This is a genomic window from Comamonas sp. B21-038 (genome assembly GCF_022387135.1).
Classification (GTDB): Bacteria; Pseudomonadota; Gammaproteobacteria; order Burkholderiales; family Burkholderiaceae_C; genus Comamonas; species Comamonas sediminis.
In genome coordinates, this window is record NZ_CP092462.1 from 3,380,388 (window position 1) to 3,396,755 (window position 16,368).

General features: G+C 66.3%; 11 protein-coding genes. 2 read left to right on the forward strand and 9 right to left on the reverse strand.

Annotated elements, in window-relative coordinates; genetic code table 11:
• Nucleotides 1-1,191 carry an IPTL-CTERM sorting domain-containing protein gene (locus tag MJ205_RS15645; protein ID WP_239809308.1) on the forward strand — a complete coding sequence of 397 codons (1,191 nt, stop codon included), beginning with the start codon at nt 1-3 and terminating at the stop codon, nt 1,189-1,191.
• Nucleotides 1,192-1,258: 67 nt separating this feature from the next.
• On the opposite strand, the gene MJ205_RS15650 is transcribed toward MJ205_RS15645, so the two are convergent.
• From MJ205_RS15650 to MJ205_RS15670, 5 genes are all read right to left on the reverse strand, one after another.
• Nucleotides 1,259-2,662 carry a phospholipase D-like domain-containing protein gene (locus MJ205_RS15650; RefSeq protein ID WP_239809309.1) on the reverse strand — a complete coding sequence of 468 codons (1,404 nt, stop codon included), beginning with the start codon at nt 2,660-2,662 and terminating at the stop codon, nt 1,259-1,261.
• A gap of 59 nt (nt 2,663-2,721) precedes the next feature.
• On the reverse strand, nt 2,722-3,078 hold the full coding sequence (gene arsC / locus MJ205_RS15655; RefSeq protein ID WP_239809310.1) for an arsenate reductase (glutaredoxin): 357 nt from the start codon (nt 3,076-3,078) through the stop codon (nt 2,722-2,724).
• 13 nt (nt 3,079-3,091) lie between these two features.
• The gene (locus MJ205_RS15660; RefSeq protein WP_133855284.1) at nt 3,092-3,496 is read right to left on the reverse strand and encodes a hypothetical protein; all 405 of its coding nucleotides are present in this window, start codon (nt 3,494-3,496) and stop codon (nt 3,092-3,094) included.
• A gap of 51 nt (nt 3,497-3,547) precedes the next feature.
• The gene (locus MJ205_RS15665; RefSeq protein WP_239809311.1) at nt 3,548-4,933 is read right to left on the reverse strand and encodes a phosphatase domain-containing putative toxin; all 1,386 of its coding nucleotides are present in this window, start codon (nt 4,931-4,933) and stop codon (nt 3,548-3,550) included.
• 353 nt (nt 4,934-5,286) lie between these two features.
• Nucleotides 5,287-6,921, reverse strand: coding sequence for an ABC transporter permease (locus MJ205_RS15670; protein WP_239809312.1), 1,635 nt, complete (start codon nt 6,919-6,921; stop codon nt 5,287-5,289).
• A gap of 88 nt (nt 6,922-7,009) precedes the next feature.
• Between MJ205_RS15670 and MJ205_RS15675 the strand changes: the two genes are divergently transcribed.
• On the forward strand, nt 7,010-8,053 hold the full coding sequence (locus MJ205_RS15675; protein WP_239809313.1) for an ABC transporter ATP-binding protein: 1,044 nt from the start codon (nt 7,010-7,012) through the stop codon (nt 8,051-8,053).
• Between the two features lie 28 nt (nt 8,054-8,081).
• Here MJ205_RS15675 and MJ205_RS15680 read toward each other — a convergent pair whose 3' ends face one another.
• The 4 genes from MJ205_RS15680 to MJ205_RS15695 form a co-directional block, all read right to left on the reverse strand.
• Entirely contained in the window at nt 8,082-8,837 is a 756-nt protein-coding gene (locus MJ205_RS15680) for a lysophospholipid acyltransferase family protein (RefSeq protein ID WP_239809314.1), read from the reverse strand.
• Between the two features lie 17 nt (nt 8,838-8,854).
• Complete coding sequence (ruvX, locus tag MJ205_RS15685; protein WP_239809315.1) at nt 8,855-9,304, reverse strand: Holliday junction resolvase RuvX; 450 nt, start codon at nt 9,302-9,304, stop codon at nt 8,855-8,857.
• Nucleotides 9,301-9,909, reverse strand: a complete 609-nt coding sequence (locus MJ205_RS15690) for a YqgE/AlgH family protein (protein ID WP_239809316.1) — start codon at nt 9,907-9,909, stop codon at nt 9,301-9,303. The genes ruvX and MJ205_RS15690 overlap by 4 nt, the downstream gene beginning before the upstream one ends.
• A gap of 123 nt (nt 9,910-10,032) precedes the next feature.
• Nucleotides 10,033-16,299, reverse strand: a complete 6,267-nt coding sequence (locus tag MJ205_RS15695) for a hybrid sensor histidine kinase/response regulator (RefSeq protein WP_239809317.1) — start codon at nt 16,297-16,299, stop codon at nt 10,033-10,035.
• Nucleotides 16,300-16,368: the final 69 nt, after the last annotated feature.

Genomic DNA, 16,368 nt, shown 5'->3' on the forward strand with positions numbered 1-16,368 from the left:
ATGTCCCATCGACAAAAACACCCGGTACGCCACTGGGCGGCCAGCGCCCTTCTTGCCGCCAGCTGGGGCGTATGGAGCCTGGCCCAGGCCCAAACCCCCGTCACGATCGATTGCAGCCCCAACTCGCTGGCCCAACTCAATACCGGCCAGCCCAGTACCAGCAACGCACAGGTCGACAGCCGTTGGCGCTTTCAGTACCTGTCTGCCTATGCGGGCAGCGATCCGGCCAACTGGCGCAGCTTTGGGGATGCCACGATCGTCACCAGCCGCGTGTCGAGCTGGACCAGCACACCAGCGGCCAGCAGCACGGCGCAATGGATCGCTGCCAATGCCTGGGGCGGCCAGCCCTATGTCGACGGCGCGAACTTCGGCAATATCGATGCCCTGTTCCAGGTGCAATTCAACATTGACCCGGCAGTCTCGCTGGGCAGCTTTGCGCCTTCAATGACCTACAGCGCCGACAACTCGGTGGTCGATATCTTCATCAACGGCAAATCGCAGCTGGCACGGGGCCTGGGCACCTGGGGCCTGCCGCAGGCAGGCAGCACCAACCAGTTCAACTACAACGGTTTTGGCACCAACCGCTGGCTCACCATCGCCAGCATGGCCTCGCCCGACTGGCAGGCCGGTGCAAACACCATGACCGTCTATGTCAAAAGCGGAAATCCGTACATGGGTTTCGCAGCGGCTATCTCAGGCAGCAATGCCTGCCTGCCCAATGATGCACCGGCCGCCATCCCTGCCGTCAGCGGCCAGCCTGACGTCGGCCAGACCCTGACGGGGACCTATGGCTACGCCGATACCGAATCCGACCCCGAAGACAGCAGCGCCACCGGTACCCGCTACCAATGGGTGCGCAGTGACAATGCCAGCCTGACCCAGGCTGCCCAGGGCACCGTGCTGCAGTCGGGCAACACACTGGGCGCCGCAGGCACGGTGACCTACACCCCCCAAACTGCCGATGACAAAGCCTATCTGTACTACTGTGTCACTCCCGTGGCCGTCCGGGGCACCCTGGTGGGTCCCGAGGTGTGCAGCGCGGCCTTCGGCCCGGTCAAGACGACCACCACACCGCCACAACCTGCGACGCCCCAAGCGGTTCCCGCGCTCGGCGTCTGGGCGTTGCTGGGCCTGTCGGGCCTGGTGGCAGGTTGGGGCCTGGCGCGTTCACGCAAACGGGTCCGGGCCTGATGGCTTCCTGGTCTGGTACAAGCCACCTGCAGGTGGCTTTTTTTGGGGTCTGCTGCGGATCGGCGCTTCACAGTTGGAAGGCGACGCCGCGCACCAGCCCCTCTCCGACATCCCGCCACCACCCCGGTGCACGGTAGGCATAGGTCGTGCTTTCTGCCATCTGCTGCCCGCACCAATGCTGGAGCCAGGCGATCTCCCGGGCGCTGTAGAACGCGGTCATCGCCTCGTAGTTCAAGAACAGGCTGCGCCCGTCGAGGTTCGCCGAACCGCACAGTGCCATGCGGTCATCGACCACCACCACCTTCGCATGCACCATGTGGGGGGAGCAATACACCTGGGCACCGGCAAGCACCAGCGCCCGCAATGCGCGCTCACGGGCCCAGTCGGCCAGGCGGTGGTTGGAGCACTGGGGCACCACCACGCGCAGCTGCACGCCGCGCCGGCAGGCCAGGCACCAGGCCTCCAGCAGCGCGTCATCGGGCACAAAATACGGGCTCACCAAGGTGATCGATGTCTGCGCATGGAAGGCGCTGGCTAGGTAGAGCGCATGCAAGGTGTCATCGGCATGGTCGGGGCCGCTGGGCAGCCACTGGGCCCAGCCCTGGTCGCCCCCCCCCAGCGCCATCGCTGGCGACAGCCACATAGGGCGGCGCCGGCCTCTGGCCGCGCGCCAATCGGCCTCGAACTGCGCGGCCACCACGCCGGCCAGGGCCCCTTGCACGTTGAAGCTCAGGTCGACCCAGGCCGGGTGCCCGGCACTGCTGGGCAGAAAGTACTCATCGGCCAGATTGCGCCCGCCGCTCCAGACATGCACGCCGTCAGCCACCGCGAGCTTGCGGTGGTTGCGCAGATTGCTGCCACCGCGAATCGGCTGGAGCATCGGCACCATGAAGCGGCGCACCAGGACGCCCGAGCGCCGCAACTGGCGCAGCCGCATGGGCAGCAGGCGCCAGCAGCCCACGCCATCGAGCAGCAGCCGCACCTTGACTCCGCGCTGCGCAGCCTGCTGCAGCGCCGTGCCGATCTGACGACCGACGACATCGTCGGCAAACACATAGGTGCAGACATCCAGGCTGCGCTGCGCCTGCTCGATCAACTGCAGCAGCTGCTGCAAGGCCTGCAGGCCATCTTCATGGAACACCACCTCCGCATTGGGCTGGGCCGGATCGAGCTCCATGCTGGCCAGCAACTGGCCTGCCCAGCCGGGCACCTGAGGAGGCACCGTGCTGCGGCGCTGGCCGGTGGGGGGGAGAACGGCATGCGCCGGCGGCCGCACCGCCTTGCGCGGCCCGAACACCAGAAAAAGAGGCAGGAAGAGATAGGGAAAGGTGACCATGCCCAGCACCCAGCCGATGGCGGACGCGGGATGGCGCCGCTGGTGCCCGGCACGCGTGACCAAGGTGTAGACCAGCAGCGCCACCACCACCGCAATCGTGTGGCCCAGGCCCGAGAGGACGGTCACGCGCAGCATGGCCTACTGCCCGTCAGCGTGCGCGGGACGGCGGCTGGGCGCGCAAGCGGCCGGGCCCATCAGAGCAGGTCAAGCACCCGCTCAGGCGGGCGGCACAGGCGTGCGCCCTTGGCGCTCACGACGATGGGCCGGTTGAGCAGCTCGGGATGGGCGGCGATCTGCGCAATCAGTTCGGCATCGCTCAAGCCCGCACGGCCCAGATCCAGCGCCTCATAAATGGCCTCCTTGCTGCGCATCACCTCGCGCACCGGCAGCCCCAGCTGCGCGATCAGCGCCGCGAGCTGCGCGCTGTCCAGCGGCGCACGCAGGTAGTCCACAATCCGGGGCTCGATGCCGCGGGCCTCCATCAGCGCCAGCGCGCCGCGTGAGTTGCTGCAGCGAGCGTTGTGGTAGATGGTGATCGTGTCTTGGGCCATGCCCCCGATCTTATTACAGAGAGGCTTCGAGCTCGGGCATGATGATGCGCGCCTTGGTCAGCGCCATACCCAGGTTGGCGGTGCGCCGGCAGACCAGCACGGCCACATACTCGGGGTTGGCCTTGCCGCGCATGAAGATATGGATCAGGTTGTCGCTGTTGACGATGATTTCCTGGAAGTAGTGGTGGCCATCGTCCTGCAGACCGCGCGACTTCTTGAACATGCGCTCGATCATCGACACATTGGGACCGTTGAAGAGGTCGGCGGTGGCCGCGGCCACCAGGTCGATCACCTCGCGCGGGTGCGAATCGACCGTGCGAATGGCCAGCAGCATGCCGGTAGCCACATCGACATAGCCGGCAGCCAGGCATTCGGGCACAAATGTAGCGACCTTCTGCAAAACGGTATCCATGGACATTGATGTATTCCTTCAAAGTGGGTTGGTAAGGGGCTGGCACCTCGGATGCGATTAGCCCATCTTCTCGAGCAGCATTTCTTCATACGCCAACAGCGAGCGTTCTTGCTGCTCGGACTGCACGTACTGCGGCTCGATCTCGCGCACACGGCGCAGCGCTTCTTCAGCGGTGACGCCTTCAAAAACCAGCCAGGCCGCCAGCACGGTGCCGGTGCGGCCCAGGCCCGCCAGGCAGTGCACCGCCAGCACTTCGCCGGCCAGCAGCAGGCGCTTCATCTTCAGCATCAGCATCTGCAGCTGCGACACCGATGGCGGTTCCCGGTCATGCACCGGCAGATGCACATTGCGCAGGCCATTGCGCGCCAGCGCCGCCTGGTCGATATCGGTCTCGGTCAACGACACCAGCACGGTGATGCCGCAACGCCTCAGCGCCTGCATGTCCACATCGGTGTCATTGACCACACCCGGCAGCGGCGTGCCGGCCAGCTTGCCCGGCACCAGCCAGGCAAAACCGCGCGGCCCGCGCGCGCCGGGCACATAGTGTTCGGCCGCCAGCACCGGGTTGGCCAGCGCCAGATCGGGCAATACCGCACGCTGGCCTTGGCGGGCCGCCTGCGCAGCGGTGCGGGCGGGGGCCTGCAGCGCTGCAGGTGCAGGTTCGGCCTGCATGGCCTCTTGCACCGTCTGCTGCGGCACTACCACGGCACAGCTGCCGCTGCGTACAAACTGCTGGCCTGCCGGGGAATACGGCGCGGAGAAAAAGTGGTCAGCGCGGCTCGTCTCCTGCACCGCACCACCGGCCAGCAGCAGCACATGGTCGGCCACGCGCTGGGCATGGCGCTGGTTGTGGGTCACCAGCAGCACAGCGCGCTCGCGGGCAATGCGTTTGAGCAGTTCCAGCAGCAGATAGGCGTCGTAGTCCTGCAAGTCGGCAGTGGGCTCATCGCACATCAGCAGCAAGGGTTGGGCAGCGGCTTCGCGCAGAATGGCTACCGCACGCTGGTGCATCGCAGACAGCTCCACCGTTGTTTGCGCCAGCAGCGGTTTGATATCGGCAAAGCCCATGCGGTCCAGATAGGCCTCGCACCAGGCACGGCGGTCCAAACCGGAGAGCAGATGGGCCTGCGGCAGCAACTCGCTGAGCGAATCCTGCACGCTTGACTGCATCAGGCGCACATGCTGGCGCACCAGGTGGGGCCGGTGGACGCCCGCCAGCGGCTGGCCGGCATAGCGCAACTGCCCCCATTGCGCAAAGCGCGGGTTTTCGTCATTGAGGCCCGCCAGACTGCGCAACACCGTGGACTTGCCCCCGCCGACCGGCCCCATCAGGACCGTGATGGCGCAAGGGGCGATCTGCAGTTGCAGGCTGGAGAGGATGACCTTGTCGCCATAGGCCACGCCCCAGTTGTCTGTTTCCAGAACGGGAGTTGGTGTTTGCACGCGATGGGAGCCGCTGCGCGGCATTGGGAGGTGGACGGGAAGCCAAGCCTGGCACCACCTCGGCGCGCCAGCCATCCAATCACGCGGACGGCAAGCATCTCGGTGATTCAAAAAATGAAACACCAATAGTCAATTAATGTTTCAAAAATTCAGTTTAAGGGAAAACCCGAGATGGATGTTTGATCCAGATCAAAGGCGATATAGGTCACCTATCGATAGGGCAATAACACCACGGAGATCCAAATTAGGGGGAGCGTGCAGCCGCTGTGGTGATGCAGCTCGCCCGAATGCGCCGATGGAATGTGCGCGGCCAGCCTGCTGAACCGCCAGCCAGGCAAAGAGGATGAGAGGTATCAGCGCGATGCCGAGCTGCGCATCGTGCGGATCAGCAAGATGACCGGCACCAGCCCCACCAGCACCAGCGCCAGCGACGGCAGCGCCGCCTCGCCCAGGCGCTCGTCGCGTGCCAGCTGGTAGGCCACCACGGCCAGGGTGTCACTGTTGAAGGGCCGCAGCACCATCGTGGCGGGCAGCTCCTTCATCACATCCACAAAGACCAGCAACGCGGCGGTCAGGGCCGAGCGCCGCAGCAGCGGGCCATGCACGCGGACCAGAAGGCCGGCGCTGCCCACACCCAGCATGCGTGCCGATTCATCCAGACTCCTGGGAATGCGGGTGTAGCCGCTCTGCAGGGACTGCAGCGCAATGGCAGTGAAGCGCACCAGATAGGCCCAGATGATGCCGGCTGAGGTCGCGGTGATCAGCGCCGGAAAGGCCCATTGCGGAAACGCCTGCTGCACCCAGCCCACTGGCAGCAGCAGGCCCACGACGATCACCGCGCCGGGCACCGCATAGCCCAGGCTGATGAGGCCCACCGTGCTGCGCGTGACCCAGTCCTGGCTGCGGCGGGCCGCATAGGCCGCCAGCAAGGCAATGGCCACGGCCAGCACGGCAGTGATCGCACCAAAGCGGATGCTGTTGCCGGCCCACTGCACAAAGCGGTCCAACGGAATCACCGACCAATCGGCCGCCAAGGGCCGCAGCATGAACATGACGGGCAGCACAAAGCCCAGCAGCACTGGCAGCGCACAGAGCAACCACGCTGCCAGGCAGCGCGCACCCTGCAGGCGATACGGCTGGGCCTCGGCCGATGAGGCGCGCCCCACCCCGCTGGTGACAAAGCGCATGCGCCGCTGCGCGCGCAGCTCCAGCTGCAGCACCACCAGCACCAAAACCAGCAGCATCGTGGCCAGCTGGGCTGCGGCACTGCGGTTCTCCATCGACAGCCAGGCCTTGTAGATACCGGTGGTGAAGGTCTGAATGCCAAAGTAGCTCACTACCCCGAAATCGGCCAGGGTCTCCATCATCACCAGTGCCACACCGGCCACCACCGCTGGCCGGGCCATCGGCAAGGCCACCGCCCAGATCCGGCGCGGCATCGAGGCGCCCAGCAGGCGCGCCGCTTCCATCAGGTGGGCGGCGCGCTCGCTCAGCGCCGTGCGCGCCAGCAGGTAGACATAAGGGTAGAGCGAGACCACAAACACCAGCACGGCGCCGCCGAGCGACCGCACCTCCGGCAGCAGCCGCCCTTGCAGCCCGAAGCTGGCACGCATCCACACCTGCAGCGGCCCGCTGAACTGCAGAAAATCGGTATAGGCATAGGCCGTCACATAGGCGGGCATCGCCAGCGGCAGCAGCAGCAACCATTCCAAGGTTTTGCGGCCGCGAAAGTCGAACAGGGTCACCACCGCCGCGCACAGGGTGCCCACGACCGCCGAGCCCAACGCCACCAACAGCCCCAGCGCCACAGTGGTACGGATGTAGCCCGGCAGCACCGTCGCAAACATTTCGCGCACCACGGCAAACGCACCGAGGTCATTGCCCGCCCCGGGCAACCAGGCGCTAAAGACGGTGAGCACCGGCAACACCAGCACCAGGGCAATGGCTACGAGCAGCAGCTGACGACGGAAGCGGGCGAGATTTTGCAAATGCGAATCACTGACGGGCCAAAAGCTGGCGATTCTACCTGCCAGGCACCTAAGCCCTTTGCCCGGGAGAGCCCTCTACAATGCGGCCATGTTTCTAGAGGTCTCCCAACTGAATGTGCGCTATGCCGGGCGCCCCCGGCCTGCAGTGGCGCAGGTGTCTTTGCAGCTGCAGGCAGGCGATATCGGCGTGCTGATTGGCCCCTCGGGCTGCGGCAAGACCACCTTGCTGCGTGCAGTGGCCGGGCTCGAGCCGATCGCCAGCGGCGAGATCCGCCTGCAAGGCCAGGTCGTCAGCAGCAGCAGCGCTAATCTGCCGCCCGAGAAACGCCGCATCGGCATGGTGTTCCAGGATTACGCCCTTTTTCCGCATTTGACGGTGGGCAAGAATGTGGCCTTCGGCATCCACCAGTTGCCCCGGCCGGAGCAGCAGCAGCGCGTGCAGGAGGTGCTGCGCCTCGTGGGGCTGGAGAACAGCGCTGGGCGCTACCCGCATGAGCTGTCAGGCGGCCAGCAGCAGCGGGTGGCGCTGGCCCGGGCGCTGGCGCCCCGGCCGCAGCTGATGCTGCTGGATGAGCCCTTCTCCAACCTCGATGTGGATCTGCGTGAACGCCTGGCCCATGAGCTGCGCGACATCCTCAAGGCCGCGCAGGCGACCGCGCTGTTCGTCACGCACGACCAGCTGGAGGCCTTTGCGATTGGCGACCAGATTGGCGTGATGGAAAGCGGCCACCTGCACCAATGGGCCGATGCCAGCACCCTGTTCCAGCAACCCGCCAGCCGCTTTGTGGCCAACTTCATCGGCCACGGCAGTCTGCTGCCGGCCACCCCGGTGTCGTCTGCGCAAGGCTGGCAGCTCGACACCCCGCTCGGTGCCATCGCCGCGCCGGAAGCATCACAGGCCTGCGATGTGCTGCTGCGCGCCAGCGAGGTGGTGTTTGACCCTGCCTCGCCGTACCGCGCCACCTTGCTGCGCAAATCCTTCCGGGGATCGCAGTATCTCTACACCTTGCAGCTGCCCAGCCAGCAGCTGGTCTATGCGCAGGTCTCCAGCCAGCTGCAGCACGCCGTGGGCGACAGCATCGGCCTGCGTGCCCAACCCGAGCACCTGGTCTGCTTCGCGCCCGGGCAATGAACCTCAGGCCAGCAGCCCTCGGTCCTCGTCAGCGCTGCACCTGGCGCAGTTGGTCCACCGCCGCCTGCAGATCGGCCGACCAGTCGCGCCGGTTGCGGCCTGCGCTGGCCTGCGGCTGGCCATAGTTCAGCTGCGCCACCAACGGCGGTGCCGTCACGGTGCGCCAGATGGATCCCAACAGGCTCTCGTCGCCTATATAGCTCGGGGCACTGCTCATGCGGCCACTTAGCTTGTCGTAAAAGCACAGCCCCAAGGGCAGCACCGGCGCCTCGGCCGCAATCGCCGATTGCAGCAGGTTGGCATGGAAAGGCAGCAGCTGCCGGCCATCGCCCGTCGTCCCCTCGGGGAAGACCGCAACGATATCCCCGTGGCGCATGGCTTCCTCCATGCGGCTGACGGTGCGCATCGCATCGCGCCGGGAGTTGCGCTCAATGAACAAGGTGCCTGCGGCGCTGGCCAGGCCGCCGATGACGGGCCAGGCCTTGACGTCGGATTTGGAAACAAAGCGGCAGTGCCCCGCCGCATGGATGGCCGGAATGTCAAGCCAGGACAGATGGTTGGCAACGATCAGCAAGGGGCCGTGCGCAGGCACCGCCCCCAGCACCCGCAGCTCGATGCCGCTCAGCCGGAGCAGTTGAGCGGCCCAGCGCTCCACCGCCCGGTTGCGCTCGGCATGGCCCAGGCGGCCAAACGTCAGCCAGATTGTGATGACACCCACCACGATATGCAGACCCATGCGCGCCAGGCGCCACAGGCCAATCAGGGAACGGGTCAGCGCATGCATGGCGGGCCAGCGGGGTTTCAGGCCGTGCTGCCCAGTTCGGGCACATCCAGGCTGCGCATGAACTGCTCGAGAATGATGCAGGCCGAGGCCGCATCGGCATCGCGCGCGCCATTGGCCAGCGCCTCGGTGGTGCTGTAGCGCTCATCCACCTCGAACACCAGCAGTCCAAAGCGCCCCCGCAGCTGGCGCGCAAAGCGCAGCGCCAGCGCGGTATTTTCATGGGCCGCGCCGTCGGGGTGGTAGGGAATGCCGACGACCAGTGCGTCGGGCTGCCACTGGCTGATTAGGCTCTCCATCGGCGTGAAACGGGCCTTGCCTTCGGCATGGATCGTCGGCAGCGGCCGGGCCGTGCCCAGCATCCGGGTGCCAAAGGCAGCGCCGGTACGCTTCATGCCAAAGTCAAAGGCGATGAAGCTCTGCATGCGCGCCGCTTCTGCCAGTAAAGGCTTGGTGGCAGCGTCCGTCATGCGCGGCCAGCAGCGGCAGACAGCGCCCAGGGCTGCACGCCCAGCAGCGCCAGCGCCGTGTTGTAGCGCTCGGCCACCGGTGTATCAAAAATCACGCCCGCATCGGCATGCACGGTCAGCCAGGCGTTTTCGGTGATCTCCGACTCGAGCTGGCCCTCGCCCCAGGTCGAATAGCCCAGCGACACCAGCACCCGGTGCGGGCCGGCGCCAGTGGACAGCGCTTCGAGTACATCGCGCGAAGTGGTCATCTCCAGGCCGCCCGGAATGGTCAAGGTGGCCGAGTACGCGGACTCGTCGGCGGCGCCCGATTCGATGACGATCCGGTCGTGCAGCACAAAGCCGCGCTCGGTATGCACCGGGCCGCCCTGGAACACGGGTTCGAGCTCCAGGTCCTCGCGGCGCAGTGGCAGATCGACCTTGTCAAACAGCTTGCCCATCGTGATGTCCGAGGGCTTGTTGATGATGATGCCCAGCGCGCCTTTTTCGCTGTGCTCGCACACATAGACCACGCTGCGGCCGAACATCTCGTCTTGCATGCCCGGCATCGCAATCAGAAAATGGTGTGTCAGGTTCATGGTCCCGGAAGTGTCGATCTCAGCGCTCATGGGGAACTATTGTACGGGCAGCCCGGCGCCCTTTTGGGTGCACCGCACGCTGCAAGGGCTGCCGGGCGCGCATAAAAAAGGGCTGCCCGCAGGCAGCCCTTGGGACTGGAGCCATCGGCCCGATCAGTGCAGCGGGGCGGCGTCGGCCGCCTTGATCTCATTGTCCAGCACACACTGGCGGACCAGCGACAGCAGCACTTCGTCGGCATAGGGCTTGCCCAGGTAATGGTCCACGCCCAGGCTGGCCGCGTGCTCGCGGTGCTTGTCGGCAATGCGCGAGGTGATCATCACCACCGGCAGGTCCTTCATCGCCGCATCGGCACGGATTTCGCGCACCAGCTCGAAGCCGTCCATGCGCGGCATCTCGATGTCCGACAGCACCATGACCGGGCGCTCCTCGCGCAGACGGTCCAGCGCCTGCAGGCCATCGGCGGCCAGCGCTACGCGGTAGCCTTCGCGCTGCAGCAAACGCTGGGTCACGCGGCGCACGGTGATGGAGTCGTCAACCACCAGCACCAACGGCGTCTGCACCACCTGCTCGGCCAACTCACGCACCGGTGCCTTGGCCACTTCAGGGCGCACCGCCGCTTCGGCAATGCGGTCGGCAATCTGCTGGCCATACACGGTGTACAAGGCCACCGGGTTGTAGATCAGCACAATCGCACCGGATGCCAGCACCGACATGCCGGCCAGACCTGGCAGGCGCGCCAGTTGCGGGCCCAGGTTCTTGACCACGACTTCCTGGTTGCCCAGCACTTCATCGACGTGCACGGCCAGGCGCTTGGTGGCCGAGCGCAGGATCACGACCGCGCTGGTCTTCTCCGGCTCTTCCTGGCTGCGCAGGTGGCCCTGCAGCAGCGCACCGGCAAAGTAATACGGCAGCTCCTGCTCGTTGTCGGTGTAGACACCGTTGGCATGGGCCTGCTCGATCAGCGCCTTGGGCACGCGCCGCACGTATTCCACCAGGTTGGCGGGAACGCCGAACTTGAGATCGCCGGCGCGCATCATCACCACCTGGGTCACCGCCGTGGTCAGCGGCATCACCATCTGGAAGCGGGTGCCCTTGCCGGTCTCCGACGTGGTCACGATGTGGCCACCCAGCGACTGGATCTCGGTACGCACCACGTCCATGCCGATACCGCGCCCCGACAGCTCGGAGACCTCCGTGGCTGTGGAGAAGCCGGGGGCAAAGATCAGCTGCGCCGCCTTGTCCACATCGAGCGGCTCGTCGGCTGTGATCAGACCCGACTGCATGGCCTTGCGGCGAATGGCCTCAAGCTGCAGGCCCGCACCGTCGTCGTGGATGGACACGGCGATATCGTTGCCTTCCTGGCGCACATCGATGGCGATCGTGCCCACCGGCTGCTTGCCTTGCGCCTTGCGCTCCTCCGGCGTTTCGATACCGTGCGCAACGCTGTTGCGCAGCAAGTGCTCGAAGGCCGGGGTGACCCGGTCCAGCACACCCCGGTCGATCTCGATCGAGGCACCGGTGATGTCCAGCTTGACCTGTTTGCCCAGCTCCTTGGAGATCTGGCGCACGATGGCGTAAAGACGCTCGGAGATGGAGTCGAACTCCACCATGCGCGTGCGCAGCAGGTCCCGCTGCAGCTCGCGCGCCTGGCGGCCCTGGGCAATCAGATCGTCTTCGGCGCCTTCGGCGGTGCGCTGCAGATTGCGCTGCACCGTGCCCACGTCGTTGACCGACTCGGCCATCATGCGGGTGAGTTCCTGCACGCGGGTGAAGCGGTCGAACTCCAGCGGATCGAAGCCCGAATCCGAATCCTTGGCCAGCGCCATGCGCGACTGCATCTGCGACTCGGCCTGCATCTCCACATCGCGCAGCAAGGTGCGCAAGCGCTCCAGGTTGCTCGACATGTCCTTGATCGACGAGCGGATGTTGCTCAGGCGCATGTCCAGACGCGAGCGGGCAATCAGCACCTCTCCTGCCTCATTGACCAGGCGGTCGAGCAACTGCGAGCGCACACGCACCGATTGACCAGCAGCGGCACGCACCGGCGCCATGCGCAGCATCAGCGGCTTGTGCTGTACGCCAGCGCTGGCGTCAGCGGCATCGGCTGCTTGCAGCGCCTGCTCTGCACTGGCGCTTTCCTGTGCAGCGGGCGTGCTGGCCGCCACTTCGGCCACCACTTCGCCCATCTCGGTGGCCGCAGGGGCCTGCTGGGGCAAGGCACCCTCTGCCAGCACCTGGTTGCCCCGCTCCTGCAGACCGACAAATTCCTGCTGCAGGCCGTCGTAACGCGCCAGCAGAATCTCGATGTCCTGGCCGGTCAGGTTTTCGGTGCCGATGTCCTCGACCTCGGACTCCATGCGGTGGGACATTTCGCCCAGGCGCATCGCGCCTGCCAGCCGCGCACTGCCCTTGAGCGTGTGCAGATGGCGCAGCACTTCGCCGCGCGGCGGCAGGTACTGCGGGTCGGAAGACCACTCGCGCAGCGCCCCACCCAGCTTGGGCAGCAGCTCCTGCGCTTCTTCTTCGAAAATCAGGAACAGGTCAGGGTCAATGACGTCGACGACTTCGATCGCATCGTCATTGCGCAACTCCAGCAGATCGGGCAACGCAGCGGCCGGCACGGCGGCTGCAGCTGCAAAGGCGCGGGCCGGCTCGGCTGCGCGGGCCGGATGCTCGCGCAACTCGCCCAGGCCAGAGGGCTCGAGGTCGAACTCGGCCATGCCATAAGGCGGATGCAATTGCGAGTTGATTTCCTGGTTCGCAATGTCTTCGAGGTCCTGCACCACGATCTCGCTGGCCGGTTTGACAAAACCGGCTGCCAGCTGGTGCAGCAGCTTGCGGATCTCCGAGCCCGCTGCCTGGCAGGTATTGAGCCAGGACACCTCCGGGTTGGAGAAGTTGTGGATGTGCGAGAGCGCATGCTCCAGCGACCGGGCCAGCTCGGACAACGAGCTGAAACCGACCGTGGACGAGCTGCCTGCCAATGAATGGGCGTAGGCGATCGCATCTTCGGGGAAATTGCGGTTGGGCGCCTGGGCCCAGGCGTACAGCACCTTCTCCAGGTTGTGCGACCAGTTCTCGGCTTCAGCGAGGTAGACATTGAACAGCGCCGGGCTTACGCCCAGCACATTGGCCACCTCGGCCGGCTCCTGAGCATCGGCCGGCGGCTCGGTGTCAGACGGCGCTGGCACGGGAGCCAGCGCCTCTGCTTGCACGTCGGCGGGTGCTTCCGGATGGGCCTGCGTTTCCGCGTGGACGGGTAGCTCGGCCGCTGCCTCAGCCTCTGCGGGAGCGGCGGGCCGCAGCGCGGGTTCGGGCGCCTGCGGCTCGGCAGCCGACACGAACGCCTCGTTCAGGTCCGCTGCCGGGATGTCTGGATGCGGCTGCAGTAGTTCAGTCGGCTCCGTCACTTCCAACGCCTGCGGAACCGCCTCGGGGAACGCCAGATCATCGGGCACCACGAGCAGGGTCTGGGGCTCGGCCACCGGCTCCTCGGGCAGCGCTTCGAGCGCGGGCAGCATGGTGTCCGCGAACTCGATGGCATCGAATCCAGTCGGGGTGGCCGGCTCCAGCGAGGCGGGCACGTCGGTCAGATCCAGCGACGGCAGCTCCAGCGGCAAGCGGGTTGGCGCCGGTTCCAGCTTGGCAGCCTCGAGGTCGGCCACAAATTCCAAACCCGCGTCCATCGATACAAAGTCCAGCGCGCTGTCGTGCGGCTGCAGCGTCTCGGGATCCTGCACAGTGGGTGCCTTGGCCTCGGCACTGGCCATCGCCTGGGCAAACTCCGAGAAATCGACCTCCTCGGCGCTTTCCGGCGCCATCGCCAGCGGCACCAGGCCCGAAGGCGTGGTCAAGGCTGGCTCGGGCTCCAGCGCAGCGGGCGGATCCAGCTCCAGGTCGAGGCCGTCGAGCGGCCAGGCCAGCGCTGGCGCCGGCTCGGCCGGCGCATCCGGTGCGGCAGCAGGCGCTGGCGGAGGCAGCTCCAACGCGGCCCCTTCTTCTGCAGCGTCGGCTGCGGCAGAGGCATCGGCCTCCAGCGCCGAAGACTCGGTACCGTGCGGCCACTGCTCCGTCTGCGGCACCTGGCCAGGCGCGGCAGGCACCACCAAGGGCAGGTGCACGCCATCCAGACGCATGGCATCGGCGGAGATGCGGAAGATCTCCGGGTTCCAGGTGGACTGGCGCTGCGCGCCAATGTCCTCGGCCCAGCGGCCAAAACCGGTCAGTGCCTCGGCGCTCAGCGCCAGCAGCGGCGCATCGGCCGGTTTGTGTTCGGCCAGCCAGCTGTTGAGTACCTGTTCCATCGACCAGGCCGCATCGCCATACTGCACCAGCCCAACCATGCGGGAGCTGCCCTTGAGCGTGTGGAAGGCGCGGCGCAAGGTCGTCAGCGCCTCGGCATCGGCCGCATCGCGGCGCAGGGATTGCAGTGCCTGGCCGCCGGTCTGCACGACCGACTGGGCCTCTTCCAAGAAGATGTCCAGCAGTTCCTGGTCCAGTGCCTCCTCGGAAACCTGCGGCTGTGCCGGGGTTGCCGCCACAGGGGATGGTTCTGGTGCTGGTGCTGGTGCCGATACCGGTGCCGGGGCAGGCGCAAAAAACTGCAGATCCGGGGCGAGCACCGCAGGCGCCTTGGGCGCCGGGGCCGGGCTGGCCTCGAACAGGGGCGCCGGAATGGTCGGCGCGAAGTAGACGGAATCGTCTTCCGGTTCCTCGGGCGCATCGGGCGCTGCGGCCGGCGCGGGTGCCACCGGGGCAGGCGCGACATCGCCGGCCCTTTGGGTGCCCATCACAATGCGCAGCTCGCCACTGGTCGCATCAAACACAAACAGCTTGCGCGCCAGGGTGCGCTGGTAGCCCAGCATGTCGAGCAGAAAGCCCAGCGCGCCGAGGCTGTTGCCCAGCTTCTCAAAAACCACGGGCTTGTCGTCGTCGGCCACCTGGCCGGCGGCCAGCTGATCCACCACCAAACGCAGGTGCTGCGTGGCAGCGACAGCCTGGTCCAGGCCCAGCACCGACAGCACGCCGCGCATCTGCGACAGCGATCCGGTGACGGTGCCCAGCATCGAGACATCCTCGGGGTTGCGGAAATACTGGTCGAGGTGCTTTTCTGCCTCTGCCAGCGTGGAGTGGAGCTCATCGACCACGCTGCCCATGGTCTGGTGGTCGCTGACGCGGCGGTACAGCTCTTCGACCCAGGTCTCCAGAGGCTCGGGCGGCTGGTCGGCCAGCACATGGTCGAGGCGCTGCGCCAGGCGGTCAGCACGCTCGCGCATCAGCGCAGGCTTGACATCCAGCGACTCCAGGTTGGCCTGTAGGTACAGCACGGCAGTGGCGACTTCCATCGCCATCGGGGTCGAAGGCGGCGTGCCGGTGCTCACCAGGCGTTCGGTCACCCGGCCCAGCGCTGCGCCCAGCTCGTCGGCACCAATATGCAGCTTGTGCAGCGATTCGCGGATCAGGTGGAACTGGTCGGCGACCGGCTTGATCTTGTAGCGGTCACCATCGGCCAGCGACGACCACAGCTCGGCAGCTGACTCCAGGCGCTTGCGCGCCTGCGCGAGCACAGCCGGGTCATACAGGCCAAAGCGCTCCTGGCCGTAGTTCACGCCTTGCAGCGCCTCGGTCTGCAGGCTGACGCGCACCGCTTGCAGCACCGCCGCCTTGGCCTCATCCGGGCCCTGGGCAACAGCACAGAAAAAATTCAGCTCATGCTGCAGGCTCTGGTCCACATCGCTGCCACCCTTGGCATGCGCTGCGAACTGCATGATCACCCGCGACGCCGAGCGCTTCACATAGAGGTCGGGGTCGAGCAACTTGTACGCCAGCGCGTCGAAGAAGCCTGCGGCCACCTTCCAGAACAGTTTCAAAGGGGCTTGCGTCTGGCCCTGGGCCAGGCCCAGGCAGACGGCGGTCAAATCCTGCGCTGCACGCGCGTCGGCAGATTTGATGATCTGCAGCATGTCCGCATCGAGGCGCTCACGGGCGCCGCGGTCCAGTGGCAGTGCGGCCACTGGCGGCGTCTTCGGTTCCTGTTGCGCCTGGTCGCCCTGCCAGAGATCGGCCGGGTGGACACGCTCCACACCGGTGAAGGCCTGCATTTCCTTGTACTGCGGAAACAGCGCTACGAAGGAGACGTTGCGCCCCTTGAGCACATGGCTCAGGTACTCCAGCAGCGCAAACGACGTGCGCTCCATCAGCGCGACCGATTTCTCGGTGCACAGGTGGGGCTTGGCCGCAAAGCGCTGCGCCGCCACTTCCATCAGGCCCACCAGCTCGGCCGCCTGGCCCACACCCACCATCTGCAACGCACCCTTGACCTGGTGCAGGTACTGCTTGGCCACGCGGATACCGGTGGTGTCGATCGCCTCCAGGTCCGATACCTTGGCCGCTTCCACATCCCGGCTGTAACGAAGCAATGCCTTGACCGTGGATTCCAGTGACCGGCGAACCTCGTCATTGATCCACGCCAATGGCCCGAGATCCCT

What these genes read in the sequence shown, in the direction of transcription:
- MJ205_RS15675 (WP_239809313.1), top strand. Translation starts at nt 7,010, where the DNA reads ATGTTTCTAGAGGTCTCCCAACTGAATGTGCGCTATGCCGGGCGCCCC.
- MJ205_RS15650 (WP_239809309.1), bottom strand. Translation starts at nt 2,662, where the DNA reads ATGCTGCGCGTGACCGTCCTCTCGGGCCTGGGCCACACGATTGCGGTG.
- MJ205_RS15680 (WP_239809314.1), bottom strand. Translation starts at nt 8,837, where the DNA reads ATGCATGCGCTGACCCGTTCCCTGATTGGCCTGTGGCGCCTGGCGCGC.
- ruvX (WP_239809315.1), bottom strand. Translation starts at nt 9,304, where the DNA reads ATGACGGACGCTGCCACCAAGCCTTTACTGGCAGAAGCGGCGCGCATG.
- MJ205_RS15690 (WP_239809316.1), bottom strand. Translation starts at nt 9,909, where the DNA reads ATGAGCGCTGAGATCGACACTTCCGGGACCATGAACCTGACACACCAT.
- MJ205_RS15660 (WP_133855284.1), bottom strand. Translation starts at nt 3,496, where the DNA reads ATGTCCATGGATACCGTTTTGCAGAAGGTCGCTACATTTGTGCCCGAA.
- MJ205_RS15645 (WP_239809308.1), top strand. Translation starts at nt 1, where the DNA reads ATGTCCCATCGACAAAAACACCCGGTACGCCACTGGGCGGCCAGCGCC.
- arsC (WP_239809310.1), bottom strand. Translation starts at nt 3,078, where the DNA reads ATGGCCCAAGACACGATCACCATCTACCACAACGCTCGCTGCAGCAAC.